Annotated in this window: 18 protein-coding genes, 2 tRNA genes and 1 pseudogene; 14 read left to right on the top strand and 7 right to left on the bottom strand. The window is 71.5% G+C overall.

Features of this window, described 5'->3' with window-relative positions; translation table 11 throughout:
• Positions 1-288: 288 nt before the first annotated feature.
• Positions 289-447 (bottom strand): annotated as a pseudogene (locus ACQPYA_RS26600) (helix-turn-helix domain-containing protein); the annotation flags it as partial.
• A gap of 71 nt (positions 448-518) precedes the next feature.
• Here ACQPYA_RS26600 and ACQPYA_RS26595 point away from each other — a divergent pair.
• Positions 519-1,166 carry a flavoprotein gene (locus ACQPYA_RS26595; RefSeq protein WP_433529788.1) on the top strand — a complete coding sequence of 216 codons (648 nt, stop codon included), beginning with the start codon at positions 519-521 and terminating at the stop codon, positions 1,164-1,166.
• Positions 1,167-1,228: 62 nt separating this feature from the next.
• Here ACQPYA_RS26595 and ACQPYA_RS26590 read toward each other — a convergent pair whose 3' ends face one another.
• Complete coding sequence (locus tag ACQPYA_RS26590; RefSeq protein WP_433529787.1) at positions 1,229-1,471, bottom strand: mycoredoxin; 243 nt, start codon at positions 1,469-1,471, stop codon at positions 1,229-1,231.
• Between the two features lie 92 nt (positions 1,472-1,563).
• Here ACQPYA_RS26590 and ACQPYA_RS26585 point away from each other — a divergent pair, with 92 nt between their 5' ends.
• The 3 genes from ACQPYA_RS26585 (at position 1,564) to ACQPYA_RS26575 (ending at position 4,641) form a co-directional block, all read left to right on the top strand.
• Positions 1,564-3,717: an ATP-dependent DNA helicase UvrD2 gene (locus ACQPYA_RS26585; protein ID WP_433529786.1), complete on the top strand. Its 2,154-nt coding sequence runs from the start codon at positions 1,564-1,566 to the stop codon at positions 3,715-3,717.
• Positions 3,718-3,855: 138 nt separating this feature from the next.
• Positions 3,856-4,143, top strand: coding sequence for a hypothetical protein (locus tag ACQPYA_RS26580; RefSeq protein ID WP_433529785.1), 288 nt, complete (start codon positions 3,856-3,858; stop codon positions 4,141-4,143).
• A 132-nt stretch (positions 4,144-4,275) separates the two neighbouring features.
• Positions 4,276-4,641: a WhiB family transcriptional regulator gene (locus ACQPYA_RS26575; RefSeq protein ID WP_433529784.1), complete on the top strand. Its 366-nt coding sequence runs from the start codon at positions 4,276-4,278 to the stop codon at positions 4,639-4,641.
• Between the two features lie 313 nt (positions 4,642-4,954).
• Here the strand turns inward: ACQPYA_RS26575 and ACQPYA_RS26570 are convergent, their stop codons facing one another.
• The 3 genes from ACQPYA_RS26570 to ACQPYA_RS26560 form a co-directional block, all read right to left on the bottom strand.
• Entirely contained in the window at positions 4,955-6,283 is a 1,329-nt protein-coding gene (locus ACQPYA_RS26570) for an ABC1 kinase family protein (protein WP_433529783.1), read from the bottom strand.
• On the bottom strand, positions 6,280-7,398 hold the full coding sequence (locus ACQPYA_RS26565) for a TOMM precursor leader peptide-binding protein (protein WP_433529782.1): 1,119 nt from the start codon (positions 7,396-7,398) through the stop codon (positions 6,280-6,282). The genes ACQPYA_RS26570 and ACQPYA_RS26565 overlap by 4 nt, the downstream gene beginning before the upstream one ends.
• A 193-nt stretch (positions 7,399-7,591) precedes the next feature.
• Complete coding sequence (locus tag ACQPYA_RS26560; RefSeq protein WP_012014940.1) at positions 7,592-7,759, bottom strand: DUF5679 domain-containing protein; 168 nt, start codon at positions 7,757-7,759, stop codon at positions 7,592-7,594.
• Between the two features lie 535 nt (positions 7,760-8,294).
• Between ACQPYA_RS26560 and ACQPYA_RS26555 the strand changes: the two genes are divergently transcribed.
• Entirely contained in the window at positions 8,295-8,816 is a 522-nt protein-coding gene (locus ACQPYA_RS26555; protein ID WP_433529781.1) for a M48 metallopeptidase family protein, read from the top strand.
• Between the two features lie 117 nt (positions 8,817-8,933).
• Complete coding sequence (locus ACQPYA_RS26550; RefSeq protein ID WP_433529780.1) at positions 8,934-9,578, top strand: hypothetical protein; 645 nt, start codon at positions 8,934-8,936, stop codon at positions 9,576-9,578.
• A gap of 168 nt (positions 9,579-9,746) precedes the next feature.
• Here ACQPYA_RS26550 and ACQPYA_RS26545 read toward each other — a convergent pair whose 3' ends face one another.
• Positions 9,747-10,976, bottom strand: coding sequence for a zinc-dependent metalloprotease (locus ACQPYA_RS26545; protein WP_433533636.1), 1,230 nt, complete (start codon positions 10,974-10,976; stop codon positions 9,747-9,749).
• Positions 10,977-11,236: 260 nt separating this feature from the next.
• Between ACQPYA_RS26545 and ACQPYA_RS26540 the strand changes: the two genes are divergently transcribed.
• The 6 genes from ACQPYA_RS26540 to ACQPYA_RS26515 all read left to right on the top strand — a co-directional run bounded on the left by ACQPYA_RS26540 (position 11,237) and on the right by ACQPYA_RS26515 (position 17,302).
• Positions 11,237-12,250: a YlbL family protein gene (locus tag ACQPYA_RS26540; protein WP_433529779.1), complete on the top strand. Its 1,014-nt coding sequence runs from the start codon at positions 11,237-11,239 to the stop codon at positions 12,248-12,250.
• Between the two features lie 100 nt (positions 12,251-12,350).
• Positions 12,351-15,344 carry a UPF0182 family membrane protein gene (locus ACQPYA_RS26535; RefSeq protein WP_433529778.1) on the top strand — a complete coding sequence of 998 codons (2,994 nt, stop codon included), beginning with the start codon at positions 12,351-12,353 and terminating at the stop codon, positions 15,342-15,344.
• A 217-nt stretch (positions 15,345-15,561) separates the two neighbouring features.
• A tRNA-Met gene (locus tag ACQPYA_RS26530) sits at positions 15,562-15,635 on the top strand.
• A 293-nt stretch (positions 15,636-15,928) separates the two neighbouring features.
• Positions 15,929-16,002: transfer RNA gene (locus ACQPYA_RS26525), tRNA-Met, on the top strand.
• A gap of 115 nt (positions 16,003-16,117) precedes the next feature.
• The gene (locus ACQPYA_RS26520; RefSeq protein WP_433529777.1) at positions 16,118-16,360 is read left to right on the top strand and encodes a hypothetical protein; all 243 of its coding nucleotides are present in this window, start codon (positions 16,118-16,120) and stop codon (positions 16,358-16,360) included.
• Positions 16,361-16,468: 108 nt separating this feature from the next.
• Positions 16,469-17,302 (top strand): phosphoribosylaminoimidazolesuccinocarboxamide synthase, encoded by an 834-nt coding sequence (locus ACQPYA_RS26515; RefSeq protein WP_433529776.1) that lies wholly within the window; start codon positions 16,469-16,471, stop codon positions 17,300-17,302.
• A gap of 28 nt (positions 17,303-17,330) precedes the next feature.
• On the opposite strand, the gene ACQPYA_RS26510 is transcribed toward ACQPYA_RS26515, so the two are convergent.
• A complete protein-coding gene (locus tag ACQPYA_RS26510) occupies positions 17,331-17,801 on the bottom strand; it encodes an ATP-binding protein (RefSeq protein WP_433529775.1) in 471 nt (156 codons plus the stop codon).
• 105 nt (positions 17,802-17,906) lie between these two features.
• Between ACQPYA_RS26510 and macS the strand changes: the two genes are divergently transcribed.
• Together macS and ACQPYA_RS26500 are read left to right on the top strand one after the other, a co-directional pair.
• Positions 17,907-19,169: a MacS family sensor histidine kinase gene (gene macS, locus ACQPYA_RS26505; protein WP_433533635.1), complete on the top strand. Its 1,263-nt coding sequence runs from the start codon at positions 17,907-17,909 to the stop codon at positions 19,167-19,169.
• Complete coding sequence (locus ACQPYA_RS26500) at positions 19,166-19,828, top strand: response regulator (RefSeq protein ID WP_433529774.1); 663 nt, start codon at positions 19,166-19,168, stop codon at positions 19,826-19,828. The genes macS and ACQPYA_RS26500 overlap by 4 nt, the downstream gene beginning before the upstream one ends.
• The last annotated feature ends 13 nt before the right edge of the window (positions 19,829-19,841 follow it).

The following is a 19,841-nucleotide window of genomic DNA, read 5'->3' as shown; positions in this document are numbered from 1 at the left end:
GCCCAGCGTCAAGAGCAACCTCGGGAGGGCGGCTAGAAGATGGTCGTAACGGCAGGCGTTGTGTAGTTCAGTGATCGTGTTCACGGTAGCCGCGATGTCTGACGGGCTGTCCTCCGGAGCATTGGTTGGACCGTACGCCAGCTCTGCGATCGCCGCCCTTAGCGCGGGAAGGTGCCGTGCGGCGGTCCCATGCTCCAACGTCGTCGGGTCATAGGGCTGCCCGGTCAGGTCAGCCAAGGAAACTTGCAGCGCTTTGCTCAAGGCCAGCTGTGTGCTGCGTTTGTCAAGTGGGGCCGTTCCGGCCTCTATCTGCGCGATATACCCCTGACTCAGCCCCGCCAGATCCGCAAGCAGGCGCTGGCTGAGATTACGCTTGAGTCGCCAACGGCGGACCCGTACTCCGATGTGGTCCAACGCGGTGCCGGATTCATGCCGCTCCGCAACCATGGCATGACGATACGTCAGCAATTGGGCCTGGGGCCACGAGGCCCAGGTCATCGATCGAGTGATGGAGCGGTATGCCAATCGCTGGTCAACCTGTGCTCTACGTCGTGGCGTGCGGCGGACGTCCGGCCGCCGACCTACCGAGCTTCGTGACTCACGCGCAAGCTGACGGATGGCACGTGTGCGTCATCGCCACGCCGTCCGCCGTGAAGTTCATGGACCTTGACGCGCTCGCGGCCATCACCGGCTATCAGGTCCGCTACGACTACAAGCAGCCGGACGAGCCAGATGCGCTGCCGTTGCCTGATGCCTACGTGATTGCTCCGGCGACGTTCAACACCATCAACAAGATGGCATCGGGAGCAAGTGACACGCTCGCACTCGGCATGCTGAACGAGGCAATCGGCCTGCCGCTTCCCATCATCGCGGTCCCCACGCCGAACGTGGCCCTCGCCCGTCACCCGGCTTTTCGTGCCAGTGTGCAGGCGCTCCGGTCCTGGGGAGTCGATCTGCTCTTCGACCCGGATCGCTTTCCCCTACCAACCCCGAACATGGGGCCGCCCGCTGCCGGGCTTTTCCCGTGGGCTGACCTGGCTTCTGCCGTCAGCAAACTGCGCAGGACCATCGACGCTGGCGTGGGACCGCCGCCTGGCTGGCATTCGTCGGGTTCGCCAAGCGCCACCCACCTGGACGCTGGTGGGCCGCATCGCGCGGCCGACTGACTCCGCGAGCACGGGGCCAACGCCACAATGCCCCCAGCGAGAGCTGGGGGCATTGTCTGGCATCAGGCGGCGATGCTTGCCAGGTGTTGCTTGACCTGGTTGATCGACGGGTTGGTCAGCGCGCTGCCGTCGGCGAAGCGCAACGTGGGGACGGTCTGGTTGCCGCCGTTGACGCTCATCACGAACTCCGCGGCTGCCGGATCCTGCTCGATGTCGACCACCTGGTAGGCGATGCCCTCCCGGTCGAGCTGCGACTTCAGCCGGTGGCAGTAGCCGCACCAGGGGGTGGAATACATCGTCAGCATGGTCAGATCCTCCAACGTCGCGACCGGCTGCTTGCCGATCAAACCCAGGCTATCCGCTGTAACGTCCCGGGCAGCTGAGACAATTCCCCGTTGTGATGGTCAACTCCGCGTCCGAACGCGTGCTCGCCGGGCTCGATCCGGAGCAGCGCTCGGCGGTGACTGCACCGGCCGGGCCGGTCTGCGTGCTGGCCGGTGCCGGCACCGGCAAGACCCGGGCGGTGACGTCCCGGATCGCGCACCGGTCGCTGACCGGCGAGATCTCCGCCCGGCACGTGCTCGCGGTCACCTTCACCGCCCGGGCCGCCGCCGAGCTGCGCCACCGGCTCGCGCAGCTCGGCGTGACCGGGGTGCAGGCGCGTACCTTCCACGCGGCGGCGCTGCGCCAGGTGCGCTACTTCGCACCCCGGCTGCTCGACGGGCGGGCCATGCCGGAGCTGCTGGACAGCAAGGTCCGCCTGGTCACCCTCGCCGCCGCCCGGGCCGGCCTGCGGGCCGACCGGACGGCCGCCCGGGACCTCGCCGGTGAGATCGAGTGGGCCAAGTCGTCCCTGGTCGAGCCGGGGGAGTACGTGGTGGCCGCGGCCAAGGCGCTGCGCGAGACCCCGCACGAGCCGGCGAAGGTCGCCGAGGTCTTCGCCGGGTACGAGAAGCTCAAGCGGACCGGTGGCGTGATCGACTTCGAGGACGTGCTCCGTGCCGCGGTCTGGGGGATCGAGGAGCACCCGGACGTCGGCGAGCAGGTCCGCAACCAGTACCGGCACTTCGTCGTCGACGAGTACCAGGACGTCAACCCGTTGCAGCAGCGGCTGCTGGACGCCTGGCTGGGCGGCCGGGACGACGTGACCGTGGTCGGCGACGCCAGCCAGACCATCTACTCGTTCACCGGGGCGACCTCGTCGTACCTGGTCGACTTTCCGCGTCGGAACCGCGGCGCAACGGTGGTCCGGCTGGTCCGCGACTACCGGTCCACCCCGCAGGTGGTCGGGCTGGCCAACGCGGTCATCTCGCAGGCCCGGGGCACCGAGTCGCGGCTGCGCCTGGAACTGGTCGGCCAGCGTCCGCCCGGCCCCGAGCCGGAGCGGCGGATCTTCACCGACGAGCCGGCCGAGGCGAACGCGGTCGCCGCCCGCTGTCGCGCCCTGGTCGACGCCGGTACGCCGGCCCGCGAGATCGCCGTGCTGTTCCGCACGAACGCGCAGTCCGAGGCGTACGAAAAGGCGCTCGCCGAGGCGGGCGTGCCGTACGTCGTGCAGGGGGCCGAGCGGTTCTTCGAGCGGGCCGAGGTGCGCCAGGCGATGGTGGCGTTGCGCGCGGCCACCCGATCCATCCCCGGCGAGACCCCGTTGCCGGCGGCCGTGATGGAGGCGCTCGCCGCCGTCGGGTGGGCACCCGACGCGCCCCCGCCGGGCGGTGCCGCCCGGGAACGTTGGGAGGCGCTGGCCGCGCTGGTCCAGCTCGCCGAGGAGTACGCGGCCACTCCCGACCTGATGCCCCTCGGGGTGGCCGCCACGGTCGAGCGCCCGGTGACCCTGGCCGACTTCACCGACGAGCTGGCCCGACGGGCGGCGCAGCAGCACGCGCCGACGGTGGAGGGGGTGACCCTGGCCTCCCTGCACTCCGCGAAGGGGCTGGAGTGGGATGCGGTGTTCCTGGTCGGCCTCGCCGAGGGCACCCTGCCCACCACGTACGCGCGCACCGCCGAGCAGGTCGAGGAGGAGCGCCGGCTGCTCTACGTCGGCATCACCCGGGCCCGCCAGTGGCTCTGGCTGTCGTACGCCTCGGCGCGCTCGCCGGGTGGGCGGGCCCGGCGGCCGTGCCGGTTCCTGCCGCAGCTGGCACCCATCGGCGGGGCGGAACGGGCCACCGGCGGCCGTCCGGCGGCACCCGGCGCGCAGCGGCGCGCCAACCGGATCGTCTCCTGCCGGATCTGCGGGGCGACCCTGCTCGCCGGGCCGGACCGCAAGCTCGGCCGCTGCCCCACCTGCCCGTCGGACATCGACGACGAGCTGCACGAGCGGCTGCGCGAGTGGCGGTCGCGGGTGGCGGGGGCGCAGAAGGTGCCCGCCTACGTCGTCTTCACCGACGCCACGCTGGTCGCGCTCGCCGAACGGCGGCCGGCGCGGGCCGAGGAACTCGTCGCCATCGCCGGCATCGGGCCGCGCAAGTTGGGCCTGTACGGGGAGGCGGTGCTGGCGCTGGTGGGGGGCGTGGCGGTCGACGAGATCTGCCCGCAGAAAACTTTCTGAATCTGGCCGTTAATTCGTTTGCCCTCGCCCCACCGACCGGCATAGCCTCAGGACGCACCTCGCAAGGGGCCCTGTTCGGGCTGCTCACGGGGTCTGTGTCCGAGTCGATTACGAGTGAACGTCAGGGAGGTGGCACCAGTGGAGAGCTACGTCAACCAGCGTCCGGCGGCGCTGCCCGTTGCCGTCGCTCCGCTGTCGGCTGCCCTGACTGTCGCCGGGGCTCCGCTGTCGGCCGGTCGGGTTACCGTCGCCGCCGCGCGACCGTGGGCTCCGCAGGCGCACCGGGTCGAGGTTCAGGCCGAGCTGATCCTCGCACCGACGCCGAATGGGGACCAGGGGATCAGTGGCTTCACGGGCAAGGGCGTCGATGGCGCCAACAAGCGGATGGATCTCCGCGGTGTTCCACCTCGAGGTAGACCGGTCTGACCCTCAGACCACCGGCTCACCTTGAGGCCGCGGAACCCGCATACCGGGATCCGCGGCCTTAGTTTTTTGCACCGCCAAAGTGCGTCCGAACAGCGATCCACGAGATCGAAGTGAGAGAGAGGTGACCGGGCGATGAGTCTGGCGTTGGCTCCGCTCGACCTGAGCGTCGAGACGGAGGCGAACCTGCCCTGCCGGAAGTTCGACCCCGACCTGTGGTTCTCCGACTCGCCCACCGACCTGGAACTCGCCAAGTCGCTCTGCGGGGACTGCCCGCTGCGCGTCGAGTGCCTCGCCGGGGCGGCCGAGCGGGCCGAGCCCTGGGGCGTCTGGGGTGGCGAGATCTTCGAGCGTGGCGCGGTCGTCCCGCGTAAGCGGCCCCGTGGCCGTCCGCGCAAGGAGGACCTCGCCCGCGACGCCGCGCTGCGGGTCGAGGCCGAGGCGCGGCTGGCGGCCAACGGCCTTGCCACGTCGCGCAGCGCCGTCCGGCTGGCTGCCTGACATGTTCCCGATCCGGACCAACCCCCCGGTGCCGAACCGGCCGAGAGAAAGCTGATCACCATGCTGCACCTGCTGAACGGAGTCGCCGAGATGCAACTACTCCACGAAGCGTTGTCGAGGGCTCGAATGCTCCGGCCTCAGGCCGGTCGTATCACCACGAGCACTGAGGCAACCCGATCCGCCCGTACCGTCGCCATGGCCGGCCGCGCCCGCTCGGCCCGCGAACTGGGCGCTCTGTGAAGGAAGGGCCCCCTGTTAACGCCTCGCGTACTACAGGGGGCCCTTATTAACGCTTTGCCGACATGAAGCGCCGTCAGGCGACCGGGGCGAAGCCGGGCAGCCAGCGTTCCAGGATGCCGCGGTACGGTGCCCGGGCCTCCAACTGGCACAGCACGCCGATCGACCCGAGCGTCACCCGGTGGATGAGCAGGTACGACGGCGGCAGGTTGAGCTGCCGGCTGAGTTGGTACGCGGGTGAGCGTGGGCTCGCCAACCGGGTGGCCTCGGCGCGCAGCCAGGCCCGGGTGAACCGGAACTCCTCGGCGGCGATCGGTTCCAGCATCGGCCGCAGGAAGTCCAGCAGCGCGCGGGCGTCGATCGGCTCTTCGGAGCTGACGAACCCCTCGGCCCGCAGTCCGGCGACCACCTCATCGGCGTCCCCGCGCAGGGCCAGCCCGGCGATGCGGCCGATCGGTTCCGGCGTCCCCTCGGGCATCCGGGCCACGGCGCCGAAGTCGATCACGCCGAGCCGGCCGTCGGACAGCAGCCGGAAGTTGCCCGGGTGCGGGTCGGCGTGCAGCAGCCCGGCCCGGGCCGGGGCGGAGAGGTGCAGGGTGGCCATCAGCCGGCCCGCCTCGTTCCGCAACTCCTCGGTGCCCTCTCGGATGATGTCGGCCAGCGGAGTGCCCTCGACCCATTCGGTGATCAGGACTCGCGGCGAGGCGGAGAAGACCGCCGGCACGTAGATCTCCGGGTCGTCGGCGTACGCGGCGGCGAAGGCCCGCTGCGACTCCGCTTCCAGCTCGTAGTCCAGCTCCTCGGTGATCCTTTCCCGCAGCTCGGCCAGGAGCGGCTTGACGTCCAGCCCGGGCTGGATGGCCCGGAACATGCCGCCGAGCCGGGAGAGCTGCTTGAGGTCGGCGAGCAGGGCGTCGCCGGCACCCGGGTACTGGATCTTGACAGCCGCGTCCCGGCCGCTGCCGTCCGGCATCCGCCACACCGCGCGGTGCACCTGGCCGATGCTGGCCGCGGCGGCCGGCGAGTCGTCGAAGGTCACGAACCGGTCCCGCCAGCTCGGGCCCAACTGCTCGGTCAGGACCTTGTGCACGCTCGCCACCGGCAGCGGCGGCGCGGCCTCCTGGAGCTTGGTGAGGGCCTGCCGGTAGGGCGCGGCGATCTCCTCCGGCAGCGCCGCCTCGAAGACCGACAGCGCCTGACCGAACTTCATCGCCCCGCCCTTGAGCTGGCCGAGGACGCTGAACAGCTGCTCGGCGGTGCGCTGCTGGATCTCCGCCGAGATCACGTCGGAGGCGAGCCCGGTGACGCGCTTTCCCATGCCGAGGACGGTCCGGCCGGCGAAGCCGAGCGGCAGAGCGGCGAGCTTGGCGGTCCGGGACACGGCCCGGCGCGGGATGTCGGTCACTTGGTCATTGTTACCGAACCGGCGTGCCCGCTGCTGCCGTGCGGCCGGGGTTGACGTCCGGCTCCGCCGTACGCGCCGCAGTCACAGCCGGGGTGCGGCGGCCAGTGACGGCGCCGGACGTGGCCCGCCGCCGCCACCTCGATCGCGCCACCGAGGCTCTCCGGGGTGCCGCCGTCCAGCTGGCCCAGCGCCTCGGCCACGGCGTACCCGGTGGCCGCGAGAAGGGTGCTCGCCGCGCAGGTCGGTGCGGCCGGGACGCTGGCGAGCTGGGCGGCGAGCGTCGGCCAGTCGGGGTCCCGGTCGGCGCGGTGCAGGTCGAGGCAGCGCAGGCAGGGACCGGCCGGCGGGCGGACCAGCGGACCGACCACCGGGACGCCCTCCCGGACGTCGACCAGCAGGTGGGGCTGCCGCCGTTGGCCGTAACCGGCGGCCAGCAGCGCGGCCGGTCGGTCGGTGCCGAGCTGGATCACCAGGTCGGGCCGGTGCCGGCGCAGCGGGCCGGTGCGGGTGCCGGGCGCCGCGCGCTCCACGTCCGCCCGAACCGCCCGGTCGAGCGGGCGACCGATCTCGCCGGCCGCGATGCCGGTGCCGACGAGGTCGACCGGGCGGACCGGGCCGGGCAGGTCGGGATGGACGTGCCCGACCCCGGACTGGGCCAGGGCGACGGCGATGGCGGCACCGAGCGGGCCGCCGCCGGTGACCGTCACCCGGGCGGCCAGGCGGCGCCGGAGCACCTGGGCCGGGGTCCCCGGTAGTCGGGCGGCGGCCAGCGCCAGCGCGTCGGCCTCCGCGGCGAGCCGGGCCCGTCCAGGCCCGGCCAGTTCCCGGGGCAGGAGCGTGTGCGCCGGCACCACCAGGCCGGCGGTACGCAGCGCGTCGAGCAGGGCGCGGGCGTGCTCCGGACGGACTCCTGCCCCGGTCAGCACCTGCCGTTCGCTGCGGGTGCCGTCGAGCAGGTCGAGCAATCGGGCGGCCCGTGGGTCCGCCACCTCGACCAGAATGGCCCGCTCCGGGCCGAGCCCGAGTTGGAGGGTGTGCCGGTCACGCCAGAGCCGGCTGAGCCCGGGCAGCAGGGTGGGGCGGGGCGACGGCGGGCGCTCGGTGGAGAGCTGCATGGGTACGAATAGTGACCGTTTCCCTGCTGTCCGTCGATCGTTGTCCACAGGTGGGCAGCTTCAGATCCAGGGCTGTCCACAGGATTCGACGAGATATCCACAACTGGCGAGTAACTGAGTCGGACGCCCGACAGTGACCGGAGAGCGTGAACGGGGGCGGCCACCGGCCACCCCCGTTCGTGGTACGCGTACGTCAGACCTTCGCCTTGCCCAGGATGCGGTTCACTGTTGTGCCGCACACCGGACACTTGCCCTTGGCCATGTTCATGCCGGTCTTCGAGACCTCGACGCGGCCCTCGAAGTCCCGCTTCTCCTTGCACTTGACGCAGTAACCGTTGTAGGTCTGGGCCTGGTCGGCCACGGTGTGCCTCCTCGTCTCGTCCGCCGGTCGATACCGGTCCGGCGGGGTTCCCGGCGGCCGACCGCGTACGGCGTCCGGCGCTGGGTCTTTTCCGGCGGCCACCCACGTGACCACTGGTTGGCGGACCCTACCCAGGTGTGGGCGGTTCCATGTCAGCTGCGCGTTGCCACTGTGAGCAAGGCGACGTCGAGAGTGTGCACGGCGAATTGGGTCAGATCAGTCAGTTTGGCGGGGACACGCCGACCGGGGGCCCGCAAATTCGCTGGTAGCGCCCCGGAGTCGGGGATCGGACCCCGCTGTCGGGCCGGACACGATGATCATCTACCGTGGTCGGCGGCGTCGGTGTGACACCTCGTCCACCACCACGAAGGGTGACCGTGACGTCTCCCGCCGGCCCGGCAAGAAAATTTTCGGGACTCCTGGCGACCAATCCCCATTTTCCGGACGCGTGTCGGTGGGTTGACTCTTGCGGACCCCTGGTCACAGGGCATTAGCTTGCCAGCGTGACAGCAAACCGAGGCTGCGCGGTCCACTGATGGCTGGGGCGCGGAAGCCGGTCGTCGAGGTACGGCGCAGCCAGCGCCGGCGACGGACGGTGTCCGCCTACCGCGACGGTGAACGGGTCGTCGTTCTCATCCCGGACCAGTTCTCCCGGGCCGAGGAGAGCGAGTGGGTCGATCGGATGCTCGCCCGGCTCGCCGCCCGGGAGGGGCGCCTGGTCCGCTCCGACGAGGAGCTGTTGGCCCGGTCCGGCCGGCTGATCAAGCTCTATCTGGCCGAGTACGGTGACCAGGCCCTGCCGGCCAGCGTCCGATGGGTGGACAACCAGAACGGCCGATGGGGCTCCTGTACCCCGGCGGACCGCTCGATCCGGTTGTCGCACCGCATCCAGGACATGCCGGACTGGGTGATCGACTACGTCCTGCTGCACGAGCTGGCCCATCTCATCGTGCCGAGTCACAACGCCGCGTTCTGGGCCCTGGTCGGCCGCTACCCGAAGACCGAACGCGCCCGCGGCTACCTGGAAGGCGTGGCAGCCGTCACCCCCGCCCTCTGACCACCGCCACTTGACCAACGTGTGAGCCGGCCACCTTCCGGCCCGACACCTCCCCAGCGGGGGAGGGTGGGGTGGATGGATCGGAACCTGGGATTTGCGGCGGCGTAGGGTCGGGGGATGGCCCGACGTGTGGTGGTGGCGCTGCTCGCGCCGGTTGCCTGGGCGCCGCCCGGCGTCGAACCCGTGGACTGGCGTACGGCACTTGCCGAAGACGTGGTCGATCTGCTCGCGATGCTCAACGAGGTGGACACCGCGGTGGCCGTGACACCGGCGGACCGTTGGCTGGCCGATGCGGTGATCTGGCCGGGCACCACCGTGTACGAGGTGCCCGAGCCGACCCCGAACGCCGTGTTCGCCGCGCTGACCGGTGACCGCGACGGGAGCTACGAGCAGGACGGGGGCTACGAGCAGGCGGCGGTGATCGCGGGGGACGCTCCCGACCTGCCCGGGCTCACCGTCGGCAAGCTGCTGCGCCCGCTGACCAGCCGACCGGTCGCGGTCGCGCCGGTCGAGGGCAGCCTGCCCGGCCTGCTGGGGGTGGCGGCCCGGCTGCCCGTACCGTCGTGGCTGCCGGCGCTGGACATGGCAGCCGCGATGCCGGCGACCGTGCGCGCGGCGGCGCCCCGCCCGGGTGATCTGGCGGTGACGCCGTCCTGGCACCGGCTGCGTGGCCCGGCGGACCTGGCCCGGCTCGACCCGGCCCTGGACGGCTGGGACAACACCCGGGCCCTACTCTCCGGCACCGGCCGACGCGGCGCGTGACCCGCTCGATCCCGGATCGAGTGGCCTCCTCGCCCCCGCGAGACCACCCGATCCCGGATCGAGCGTGATCTTCACGCCGCCCACCGCCGGACCCGGCCTCCGGCCGGCGCCGACCCGGCCGGCGCGGACCGGGGGGCGCGGACCGGGGGCGGCGGGTGAGCCGGTCGATCAGGTGCGGTTTTCGCCGTCGTCGGTGTCGTCGCGGCGGTCTGGCTCGCCCGGCGCCTTCTCCTCCGGGCCGCCCGGTGCGGAAAAGTCGAAGTTCTCCAGCTCGGTCATCAGGTCGACATCGGCCATGGCGAAGGCCACCGGGTCGGCGAAGTCGTCGTCGGAGGGCAGCAGGTCGGGGTGCCCCCACAGCGCGTCCCGGCCGGCGATGCCCCGGTGCTTGGTGAGCGCCGCCCAGAGCGCGGCGGCCTCGCGCAGCCGGCGGGGCCGCAGTTCCAGCCCGACCAGCGCGGCGAAGGTCTGCTCCGCCGGCCCGCCGGCCGCCCGGCGACGGCGGAACGCCTCGCCCAGGGAGACCACGTTCGGCAGCCGGCCCGCGGCGGCACCGTCCACCACGTGGCAGACCCAGCCCTCGACCAGGGCGAGGGCGGTCTCCAGCCGGGCCAGCGACGCCTTCTGCGCCGGGCTGTCCTCCGGGGTGAAGATGCCCTCCAGGGCGATCGCCTGCATCGACTCCGGGTCGGTCGGATCGACCCGGCCCATCGCCTCCTCGATCGCCTCCCGGTTGACCCGGATGCCGGCGGCGTACGTCTCCACGGCGTTGAGCACGTGCCCGCGCAACCACGGCACGTGCTCGAAGAGCCGCTGGTGCGCCGCCTCGCGCAGGGCCACGTAGAGGCGTACCTCGTCCTCGGGCAGCTCCAGGCCCTCGCCGTACGCCTTGATGTTGGCCGGGATCAGCGCGGCCGTGCCGGCCGGGCCGAGCGGCAGGCCGATGTCGCCGGCGGAGAGCACCTCCGCGGCGAGCGAGCCGAGCGCCTGGCCGAGCTGGCCGCCGAAGAGTGCGCCGCCCAAGGTCGCCACCATCGACTGCATCGGGCCGAGCTGGGCGCGCGCCTCCGGCGGCACCAGGTCGCCCATCGCGCCGACCATCCGGCTGGCCACCGGATCGCAGAGCTTGCGCCAGACGTCGAGCGTCTTGAAGATCCACTCGTTGCGGTTCCAGGCCACCGTGTTCCGGATGCCCGAGGGCAGCGCGGAGGCCGGCTCCAGCCAGAGGTCGGCGATGCGTAGCGCCTCCTCGACCGCGTTGCGTTCGTACGGCGACACCGCCGGATCGCCGGCCGCGGCGAGCTGGCTGGCCGCCACCTGGCGGGCCAGGTCCCAGTTGACCGGCCCGCTGCCCGGCGCGGCGAGCAGGTGTTGCAGCTGCGACATGAACTGCTGCATCTGCGCGGGGTCGTTGGGGTCGGGCGGCTGCCCACCCGGTAGCGCGAAACCGAACGGAATATCAGGCACGGCCTCTACGGTACGCCGACGGCCATAGTTCGGCCTCCGCGCCGCTGGCGCGGTGTCCAGGAACGTTGGCGGTGCCGCGGAGCGAATGAACGCCGGCCGTGCCCCGGCTGGCCGTTGCCGCCGTTGCGCTGAGGGCGAAGTCGTCGTCGTGCCGCCCGGGAGTCGTCGTCCCGCTCGGTACGCTCTGCCGCATGAGACGTCGCGGCCTGACCGTCCTGCTGGGTGCTCTGCTCACCGCTCTGCTCAGCCTCGGAGTGCTCGGCGCGCCCATCCCGTACGTGGTGCTCGGTCCCGGTCCGACCGTCGACACGGTCGGGCGGGAGGACGGCAAGGAGGTGATCCAGGTCACCGGTCGGGAGACCTCCACCTCCGCCGGTCAGCTGCGGCTGACCACGGTGGGCGTGCAGCCCACCGTGAAGCTGCGCTCGGCCATCCAGGGCTGGCTCTCGGACGACCAGGCGGTGGTGCCGCGCGAGCTGGTCTACCCGCCGGGGGAGACCCAGGAGCAGGTCGAACAGCGCAACGCCGAGGACTTCCAGGTCTCGCAGACCAGCGCGGAGACCGCCGCGTTGCGGAAACTGGGGTACGAGGTGCAGGTGGTGGTGAAGGCGGTGGCCGCCGACGGCCCGGCGGCCGGGGTGCTCCGCCCGGGCGACGTGGTGACCTCGGTGGACGGGGAGCCGGTGCCGCTGGCCTCCCGGCTGACCGAGCTGATCCGGGCGAAGCCGGCAGGCACCGCGCTGCGGATCGGCTACACCCGCGACGGCGTCGCCCGCACCGACACGATCACCAGCCGCGAGCAGGACGGTCGACCCCGCGTCGGCATCGAGATCGAGCAGCAACAGCCGCACCCGTTCACCCTCTCCTTCGACCTGAAGGACATCGGCGGCCCCAGCGCGGGTCTGATGTTCGCCCTGGGCATCATCGACAAGCTGACCCCGGAGGACCTCACCGGCGGTCGGATCATCGCGGGCACCGGCACCATCGACGACTCGGGTCAGGTCGGCCCGATCGGCGGCATCCCGCAGAAACTGGTCGGGGCGAAGCAGGCCGGCGCAACCGTCTTCCTGGTGCCGGCGGCCAACTGCGCCGAGGCGATGCGTAACCGGCAGCCGGACCTGCCGCTGGTGAAGGTGGGCTCGCTCGACGAGGCGCTGACCGCCCTGGAGACGCTGCGTTCCGGAGGGGAGCCGACCCACTGCTGACCCGTGCCGCGACCGCCCGGCTGCCCGCATTCAGGAACACCCCGTACTCTGGGTGCCTGGTCGGAGCCGATCAAGTCGACGTGCGGAGCCAACAGTGGTAATGCGTAGCAGCAGCCCCCTGCCGAGGATGAGCCGACGCGGACGCGTCACGATCGGGGTCCTGATCGGGGTGTTCGTTCTGTTCACCCTGCTCGGTTGGGGGGTGCAGGCCTGGACGGACTGGCTGTGGTTCTCCGAGGTCGACTACACGGCGGTCTTCCGGGGGGTGCTCGTCACCCGGCTGCTGCTCTTCCTGGCCGCCGCCCTCGCGATGGCGGCGATCGTCGGCGGCAACCTCTGGCTCGCCCAAAGACTGCGCCCCCGGCACCGGCCGCACTCGCCGGAACAGGCCACGTTGGAGCGCTACCGGATGCTGCTCGGCCCCCGGCTCGGGCTGTGGATCACGGCGGCCGCCGCGATCGTCGGCCTCTTCGCCGGGCTGTCGGCGCAGAGCCGCTGGAACCAGTGGCTGCTCTTCCTGAACGGCGGCGACTTCGGCGTGGCGGATCCGGAGTTCGGCATCGACGTCGGCTTCTACGTCTTCCAGTTGCCGTTCTGGCGGTTCCTGCTCGGGCTCGGCTTCACCGCGGTGGTGCTGGCGCTGCTCGGTTCGCTGGCCGTGCACTACCTCTTCGGCGGGGTGCGCCTACAGGGCGTCGGTGACCGGATGAGCAACGCGGCCCGGGCCCACCTGAGCACGCTGGTCGCGGTCTTCGTGCTGCTCAAGGCGGTCGCGTACGTGCTCGACCGGCGGTCGATGCTGCTGGAGTACAACGACGGCGTGGGCGTCTACGGCGCCGGATACGCCGACATCAACGCGCTGCTGCCGGCCAAGGAGATTCTCGCCTACATCTCGGTGGTGGTGGCGATCGCGATCATCGTCTTCTCCAACGCCTGGATGCGGAACCTGGTCTGGCCGGGCATCTCGCTGGCGCTGCTCGGCGTCTCCGCGGTGGCGATCGGCGGGATCTACCCGTGGGCGGTGCAGACCTTCGAGGTCAAGCCCAGCGCCCGGGACAAGGAGGCGAAGTACATCGAGCGCAGCATCGTCGCCACCCGCGCGTCGTTCGGCCTGGAAAGCGCCCAAACCTCGGCGTACGCGGCCAACAACCTGACCCCGCAGGAGAGCCTGGCCACCGACACCTCGGTGGTGCCGAACGCCCGGCTGCTCGACCCGCAGCTGGTCAGCCAGACCTACACCCAGCTCCAACAGGTCCGCGGCTTCTACGACTTCGGCCCGAAGCTCGACATCGACCGGTACACGGTCAACGGCAAGACCCAGGACTACGTGGTCGGCGTACGCGAGATCAACTACGGCGAGCTGACCGCCCAGCAGAGCAACTGGATCAACCGGCACACCGTCTACACCCACGGGTACGGGGTGGTGGCCGCCCCCGCCAACCAGGTGGTCTGCGGTGGTCAGCCGTACTTCGTCTCCGGCTTCCTCGGCGAGCGGGCGCAGGAGTCCTGCTCCTCGCCCACCGACCAGATCCCGGCCAGCCAGCCCCGGATCTACTACGGCGAGCGGATGCAGGACGGCGACTACGCCATCGTCGGCAAGCCCAACCCGGACGCCAACCCGGCGGAGTTCGACCGGCCGGCCGGCGAGAGCGGCGAGGGACGCGAGTCGTACTACACCTACAGCGGCGAGGGCGGCGTCGAGATCGGGTCGTTCAGCCGGCGGCTGCTCTACGCGATCAAGGAGCAGGAGGCGAACTTCCTGCTCTCCGAGGCGGTCAACGACAACTCCAAGCTGCTCTACGTGCGTAACCCGCGGGACCGGGTGGAGAAGGTCGCGCCGTTCCTCACCCTCGACGGTGACCCGTACCCGGCGGTGGTGGACGGCCGGGTGCAGTGGATCGTGGACGGCTACACCACCGCCGCCACCTATCCGTACGCCGAACGGGTCAACCTTCAGCAGGAGACCACCGACGAGCTGACCGGCCGGGGCACCATCCAGCTGGCCCGGGAGAACGTCAACTACATCCGCAACTCGGTCAAGGCGACCGTCGACGCGTACGACGGCACGGTCACCCTCTACGAGTTCGACGAGAACGACCCGGTGCTCAAGGCGTGGAACAAGGCGTTCGGCGGTGACCTGATCAAGCCGCGTGCCGAGATCCCGCCGTCGCTGGTCGACCACTTCCGCTACCCGGCCGACCTGTTCAAGGTGCAGCGCAACCTGCTGACCCGGTTCCACGTCACCAACCCCGGTGACTTCTACTCCGGCCAGGACTTCTGGCAGGTGCCGAACGTGCCGGACGCGCCGGACAGCGGGGTGAAGCAGCCGCCGTACTACCTCTACACCCAGTTCCCCGGCCAGGAGGCGCCACGCTTCCAGCTGACCAGCGCGGTCACGCCGAACGGCCGGCAGAACCTGGCCGCGTTGATCTCGGGTTCCTACCACGACGGCAAGCCGACGTTGCAGGTGTTGGAGCTGCCCGACCAGACCCGGGTCTCCGGCCCGGTGCAGGTGCACCAGCAGATGACCAACAACGCCAACATCCGCCAGCAGCTGAACCTGCTCTCCTCGAACCAGGCCCAGGTGCAGTACGGCAACCTGCTCTCGCTGCCATTCGGCAACGGCATGCTCTACGTGGAACCGGTCTACGTGAAGAGCAACCAGCAGGACGCGTACCCGTTGCTGCAGAAGGTGCTGCTCTCGTACGGCGATGGTGGTTCCTTCGTGGTGCTGGCCGACAACCCGGCCGACGGCATCAAGCAACTCGTCGAGCAGGGCAAGCGGGCGGCAGCCGGCAACCCGCCGCCGACCGGGGGCGAGGAGCCGCCGGGTGAGGGCGAGGAGCCAGCGGCCACCCCGTCACCCACTCCGTCGGTCACCCCGTCGCCCACCGAGGCGCCGCCGATCACCGGCGAGCTGGGGGCGGCGGCCGACCAGGTACGGGCGGCGATCACCGAGGTGCGGGCCGCGCAGGCGTCCGGCGACTTCGAGCGGTACGGCCGGGCGTTGAAGGCGCTGGACGAGGCGTTGACCGCGTTCCAGCAGGCCCAGCAGGCGGCCGGCGCGCCGGTCAGCCCTTCACCGACCAGCTGACCCACCAACCTCCAGGGCCTGCGGCCGCGACCTCCGGTCGCCGCCGCAGGCCCCGCCACATGCCCCAGGTGTAAGGAAGGGCCCCTTTTTAACGCCTCCGGTAGAGGAGGGGCCCCCTATTAACCCGCCGCGTCGACGGGCTGGCGGGTGTGGCGTGGAGAGTTCCGTGAGTCGTTTTGCGGCGGCCCGGGTTGGTGCGCTACGGTGGATCTACCGACGCGGGGTGGAGCAGCTCGGTAGCTCGCTGGGCTCATAACCCAGAGGTCGCAGGTTCAAATCCTGTCCCCGCTACTGCAAGACAGAGGCCCCGGATCCGTCCGGGGCCTCTGTCTTGTTCCATCACGACCGGTGGTGGCGACGGACGCCCCGGGGGCGGCTGCCCGCCGGGCGGCAGCTCCAGTGCCCGGTCACCGGCACCGGGCCGGCCATGCCCGCACTGTCGCACCGGTCGTTCGGAGCAGCCGGAGTTCTCGGCCGGTGGACGGCTGCTTCCTGCCTGGAAGGCGGGGGATGGGGTGTTGGGGCGCCGATGGCGGGGGTGGCGGCTGGCGGTGCGGGTGGGTGCGGTAGGGTGGTTCTACCGACGCGGGGTGGAGCAGCTCGGTAGCTCGCTGGGCTCATAACCCAGAGGTCGCAGGTTCAAATCCTGTCCCCGCTACTGCAAGACAGAGGCCCCGGATCCGTCCGGGGCCTCGTGCTTTTCCGGCCGGACGCAGCCGCCGACCGGAGCTTGTTCGCCGGTCGCGGTTGCATGTCTCCGCGAGGATGAGCCTATGTCTTCCTTCGGCAAGTGGTGGGGGCGGCTCGGCACGCTCCTGGGTACGGTCACGCTGGCGGTCTTCGTTCCGGTCGCGGCGTGGGCCTCGACCGGCACCGGGGAACTGGTTGTCGAGGCCGCCCGGCGACGGGGGCGCGGCTTCGGGTTCTTCGGTTTCCTGAGCCTGCTCTGCTGCCTGGCGGTGGTGGCCGTGATCGTGGTGCTGCTGATCCGACTCACCCGCGGTCGTCGGCGTTAATAGGGGGCCCCTGCTCTACATCAGGCGTTAATAGGGGGCCCTTCCTTCGGCGTGAGGCGGCTAGGTCCGGCAGCGGGACAGTGCCTGGCGCGTGATCTACTTGTCCGCGTGGAACTTCTGCACTCGGGCAAGGTGAGGGATGTCTACGCCGACGGCGACGACCTGATCCTGGTCGCCTCGGACCGCGTCTCCGTCTACGACGTGGTGCTGCCGACCCCGATCCCGGACAAGGGCAAGCTGCTCACCGCGCTGTCGCTGTGGTGGTTCGAGCAGTTGGCCGATCTGGTGCCCAACCACGTCATCTCGGCCACCGACGTGCCGGCGGAGTTCGCCGGCCGGGCGATCCGCTGCCGCAGGCTGGAGATGATCCCCGTCGAGTGCGTCGCCCGGGGCTACCTCACCGGCGGCGGTCTGAAGGAGTACGAGAACACCGGCGCGGTCTCCGGCGTGGTGCTGCCGCGGGGCCTGGTCGAGGCGGCCATCCTGCCCGAGCCGATCTTCACCCCGTCGACCAAGGCGCCGGTGGGGGAGCACGACGAGCCGATCACCTTCGCCGGGGTGGTCGACAAGGTCGGCCCGGAGACCGCCGAACGGCTCCGGCAGCTGACCATCGACGTGTACTGCCGCGGTGCCGAACTGGCCGCCGAGCGGGGCATCCTGGTCGCCGACACCAAGATCGAGCTGGGCTGGGCGGCGGACGGCAGCCTGCTTCTCGGCGACGAGCTACTCACGCCCGACTCGTCCCGGTTCTGGCCGGCCGAGTCCTATCAGCCGGGTCGCGCGCAGTTCTCCTATGACAAGCAGTACCTGCGGGACTGGGCGGCGGGCAGCGGCTGGGACAAGCAGCGCCCGGCACCCGAGGTGCCCGCCGAGGTGGTCGACGCCACCCGGGCCCGCTACGTGGACGTCTACGAGAAGCTCACCGGCAACCGCTGGGAGTGATCCCGCGCCGCGGTCTCCCGACAGTTTCTCAGCCCTGGCGGTGGCGGCCGATGTGCTGTTCGGTGGGGACGGTCGCGGTGGTGATGCGTACCGTGGTGCCGGCCGGGCCGGTCTCGACGTCCATCGCGTCGGTCAGCTCGCGGGCCAGCCAGAGGCCCCAGCCGCCGGCCGTGTCCGGGGCCGGGCGTTGACGATCGTCGAGACGTTGGGCGCTGATGCCCGGACCGTGGTCGGAGACCTCGCACAGCACCTGCCCGGGCTCCTCCCACAGCCGCAGCCAGCCCCGGCCGCCACCGTGTCGCACCGCGTTGGTGATCAGCTCGTTGACGGCGAGCACGAAGTCGTCCAAGCGCTCGTCGTGCAGCCCGGCGGCGCGCGCGCAGGAGGTGACCGAGTGGCGAAGCTCGGTCACCTGGGCCTGGTCGAAGGCGTCGACGATCAGGAGGGCGTGTTCGATGGGCACCACCGTACGCGGTGTGCGGGCTTCTCCGTTCGTCATGGCCCCGTCCCGGCAGGAGATCACAGAGGTTTACGCGGCATTTACCACCGTACGACAGGGTTCATCGGACCGCATCGGGCGTAGGCCGCACCGCAGGGCTGTGGCATCGTGACGCACGTGCCCGCGCCCGGTGGTTTCGAGGTCCCGCTCTGGCGGGCCGTCGCGGTGTTCCGGGTGGCCTCCCTGGCGTACGTGGTCGTGATCGTGATCCGCGACGCGGACCGGTACGACCACCCGCTCGCTGCCGGTGTCCTGGTGCTGGTGATGGCGGCCTGGACCGCGGTGACCGCGGTCGGCTACGCCGCTCCGGCCCGGCGCGGCTGGCCGCTGCTCCTGGCCGACCTGGCGGTCGTCGAGGCGATCCTGCTGGTCACCCCCGTTGTGATGGGCCGCGACGCCCTCGCCGCCGGCCTGCCCACCCTGGCCGTGGCCTGGCTGAGCGGACCGGTGCTGGCCTGGGCGGTCTCCGGCGGGCGGCGGCGCGGCGCGACGGCCGCGCTCGTGCTCGGCGCGACCGACCTGGCCACCCGGGGCATGGTCACCCCGAGCGCGCTCAACGGCGCGATCCTGATGCTGCTCGCCGGCGTGGTGGTCGGGCATGTCGCCCGGTTGACGGTGACCGCCGGGGAGCGGTTGCAGCGGGCCGTCGAACTGGAGGCCGCCACCCGGGAACGGGAGCGGCTGGCCCGGGACATCCACGACTCGGTGCTCCAGGTGCTCGCCCTGGTGCAGCGGCGCGGCGCCCGGCTCGACGGCGAGGCGGGCGAGCTGGCCCGGCTGGCCGGCGAGCAGGAGGTGGCGCTGCGTGCGCTGATCTCCGGGACCGGGGCGGCGTCGGCCAGCATCGCCGACGCACCGCCGAGCCGGCGCGCGTCGATCTTCGGTGCCGGCCCGATCCAAGCTGGCGTGGCCGGGACGCCGATGCGCCTGCGCGCGTTGATTTTTGGCACCGGCCCGGTCCGCGCTGGCCTGGCCGAGGCGCCGGTGGATCTGCGCGTGCTGCTCGGCCGGTACGCCTCGGCCACCGTCTCGCTCTCCGCCCCGGCCACCCCCGTGGCGCTGCCCCCGGTGGTGGCCCGCGAGTTGGCGGCCGCGGCCGGCGCGGCGTTGGACAACGCGGCCCGGCACGGTGGCGGACGCGCCTGGGTGCTGGTCGAGGACGAGGGCTCGGCGGTGACCGTGTCGATCCGGGACGAGGGACCGGGCTTCGCACCGGATCGGCTCACCGAGGCCGCCGCCCAGGGCCGGCTGGGCGTGGCCCAGGCGATCCGCGGACGGCTGGCCGACCTCGGCGGGACCGCCACGATCAGCTCCACGCCGGGCACCGGCACCGAGGTCGAACTCACCGTGCCGAGGAGGGAACCATGAGCGGCGTACGAGTCATGGTCGTCGACGATCACCCGATGTGGCGCGAAGGGGTGGCCCGCGACCTCGCCGAGGCCGGTCATCAGGTGGTGGCCAGTTGCGGCGAGGGGCGCCAGGCGGTCCGGGTGGTCGCCGCGGCGCGTCCCGACGTGGTGGTGCTCGACCTGCAACTGCCGGACATTTCCGGGGTGGAGGTGATCCGGGGGCTGCGCGCGGCCCGGCCCGAGGTGCGGGTGCTCATGCTCTCCGCCAGCGGCGAACAGCAGGGCGTGCTGGACGCGGTGAAGGCGGGTGCCACCGGCTACCTGCTCAAGTCCGCCGCGTTGGCGGAGTTCCTGGACGCGGTGCGTCGGACCGCCGCCGGTGAGCCGGTCTTCACGCCCGGACTGGCCGGGCTGGTCCTCGGCGAGTACCGCCGGCTGGCCGCCGTCCGGGAGCGCTCACCGGCCGGCGCCAAGGACGCCGCACCCCGGCTCACCGAACGGGAGACCGAGGTGATGCGCCTGGTGGCCAAGGGGATGTCCTACAAGCAGATCGCCGAACGGCTCGGGCTGTCCCACCGGACGGTGCAGAACCACGTGCAGAACACGCTCGGCAAGCTCCAGCTGCACAACCGGGTCGAACTCACCCGGTACGCGATCGAACGCGGCCTCGACGGCTGAGGTCGACCGAAGG

Origin of the sequence: Micromonospora sp. CA-263727 (assembly GCF_050942455.1) — a bacterium.
In the GTDB taxonomy this organism is placed as follows: Bacteria; Actinomycetota; Actinomycetes; order Mycobacteriales; family Micromonosporaceae; genus Micromonospora.
This window is presented reverse-complemented; position numbering and strand designations above follow the sequence as displayed.

Excerpts from the sequence above, each read along its gene's own strand:
- ACQPYA_RS26565 (WP_433529782.1), bottom strand. The coding sequence starts at position 7,398 with ATGCAGCTCTCCACCGAGCGCCCGCCGTCGCCCCGCCCCACCCTGCTG.
- ACQPYA_RS26520 (WP_433529777.1), top strand. The coding sequence starts at position 16,118 with ATGTCTTCCTTCGGCAAGTGGTGGGGGCGGCTCGGCACGCTCCTGGGT.
- ACQPYA_RS26510 (WP_433529775.1), bottom strand. The coding sequence starts at position 17,801 with ATGACGAACGGAGAAGCCCGCACACCGCGTACGGTGGTGCCCATCGAA.
- ACQPYA_RS26535 (WP_433529778.1), top strand. The coding sequence starts at position 12,351 with ATGCGTAGCAGCAGCCCCCTGCCGAGGATGAGCCGACGCGGACGCGTC.
- ACQPYA_RS26555 (WP_433529781.1), top strand. The coding sequence starts at position 8,295 with ATGGCTGGGGCGCGGAAGCCGGTCGTCGAGGTACGGCGCAGCCAGCGC.
- ACQPYA_RS26595 (WP_433529788.1), top strand. The coding sequence starts at position 519 with ATGCCAATCGCTGGTCAACCTGTGCTCTACGTCGTGGCGTGCGGCGGA.
- ACQPYA_RS26575 (WP_433529784.1), top strand. The coding sequence starts at position 4,276 with ATGAGTCTGGCGTTGGCTCCGCTCGACCTGAGCGTCGAGACGGAGGCG.
- ACQPYA_RS26590 (WP_433529787.1), bottom strand. The coding sequence starts at position 1,471 with ATGCTGACGATGTATTCCACCCCCTGGTGCGGCTACTGCCACCGGCTG.
- ACQPYA_RS26500 (WP_433529774.1), top strand. The coding sequence starts at position 19,166 with ATGAGCGGCGTACGAGTCATGGTCGTCGACGATCACCCGATGTGGCGC.
- ACQPYA_RS26550 (WP_433529780.1), top strand. The coding sequence starts at position 8,934 with ATGGCCCGACGTGTGGTGGTGGCGCTGCTCGCGCCGGTTGCCTGGGCG.
- ACQPYA_RS26540 (WP_433529779.1), top strand. The coding sequence starts at position 11,237 with ATGAGACGTCGCGGCCTGACCGTCCTGCTGGGTGCTCTGCTCACCGCT.
- ACQPYA_RS26545 (WP_433533636.1), bottom strand. The coding sequence starts at position 10,976 with ATGCAGCAGTTCATGTCGCAGCTGCAACACCTGCTCGCCGCGCCGGGC.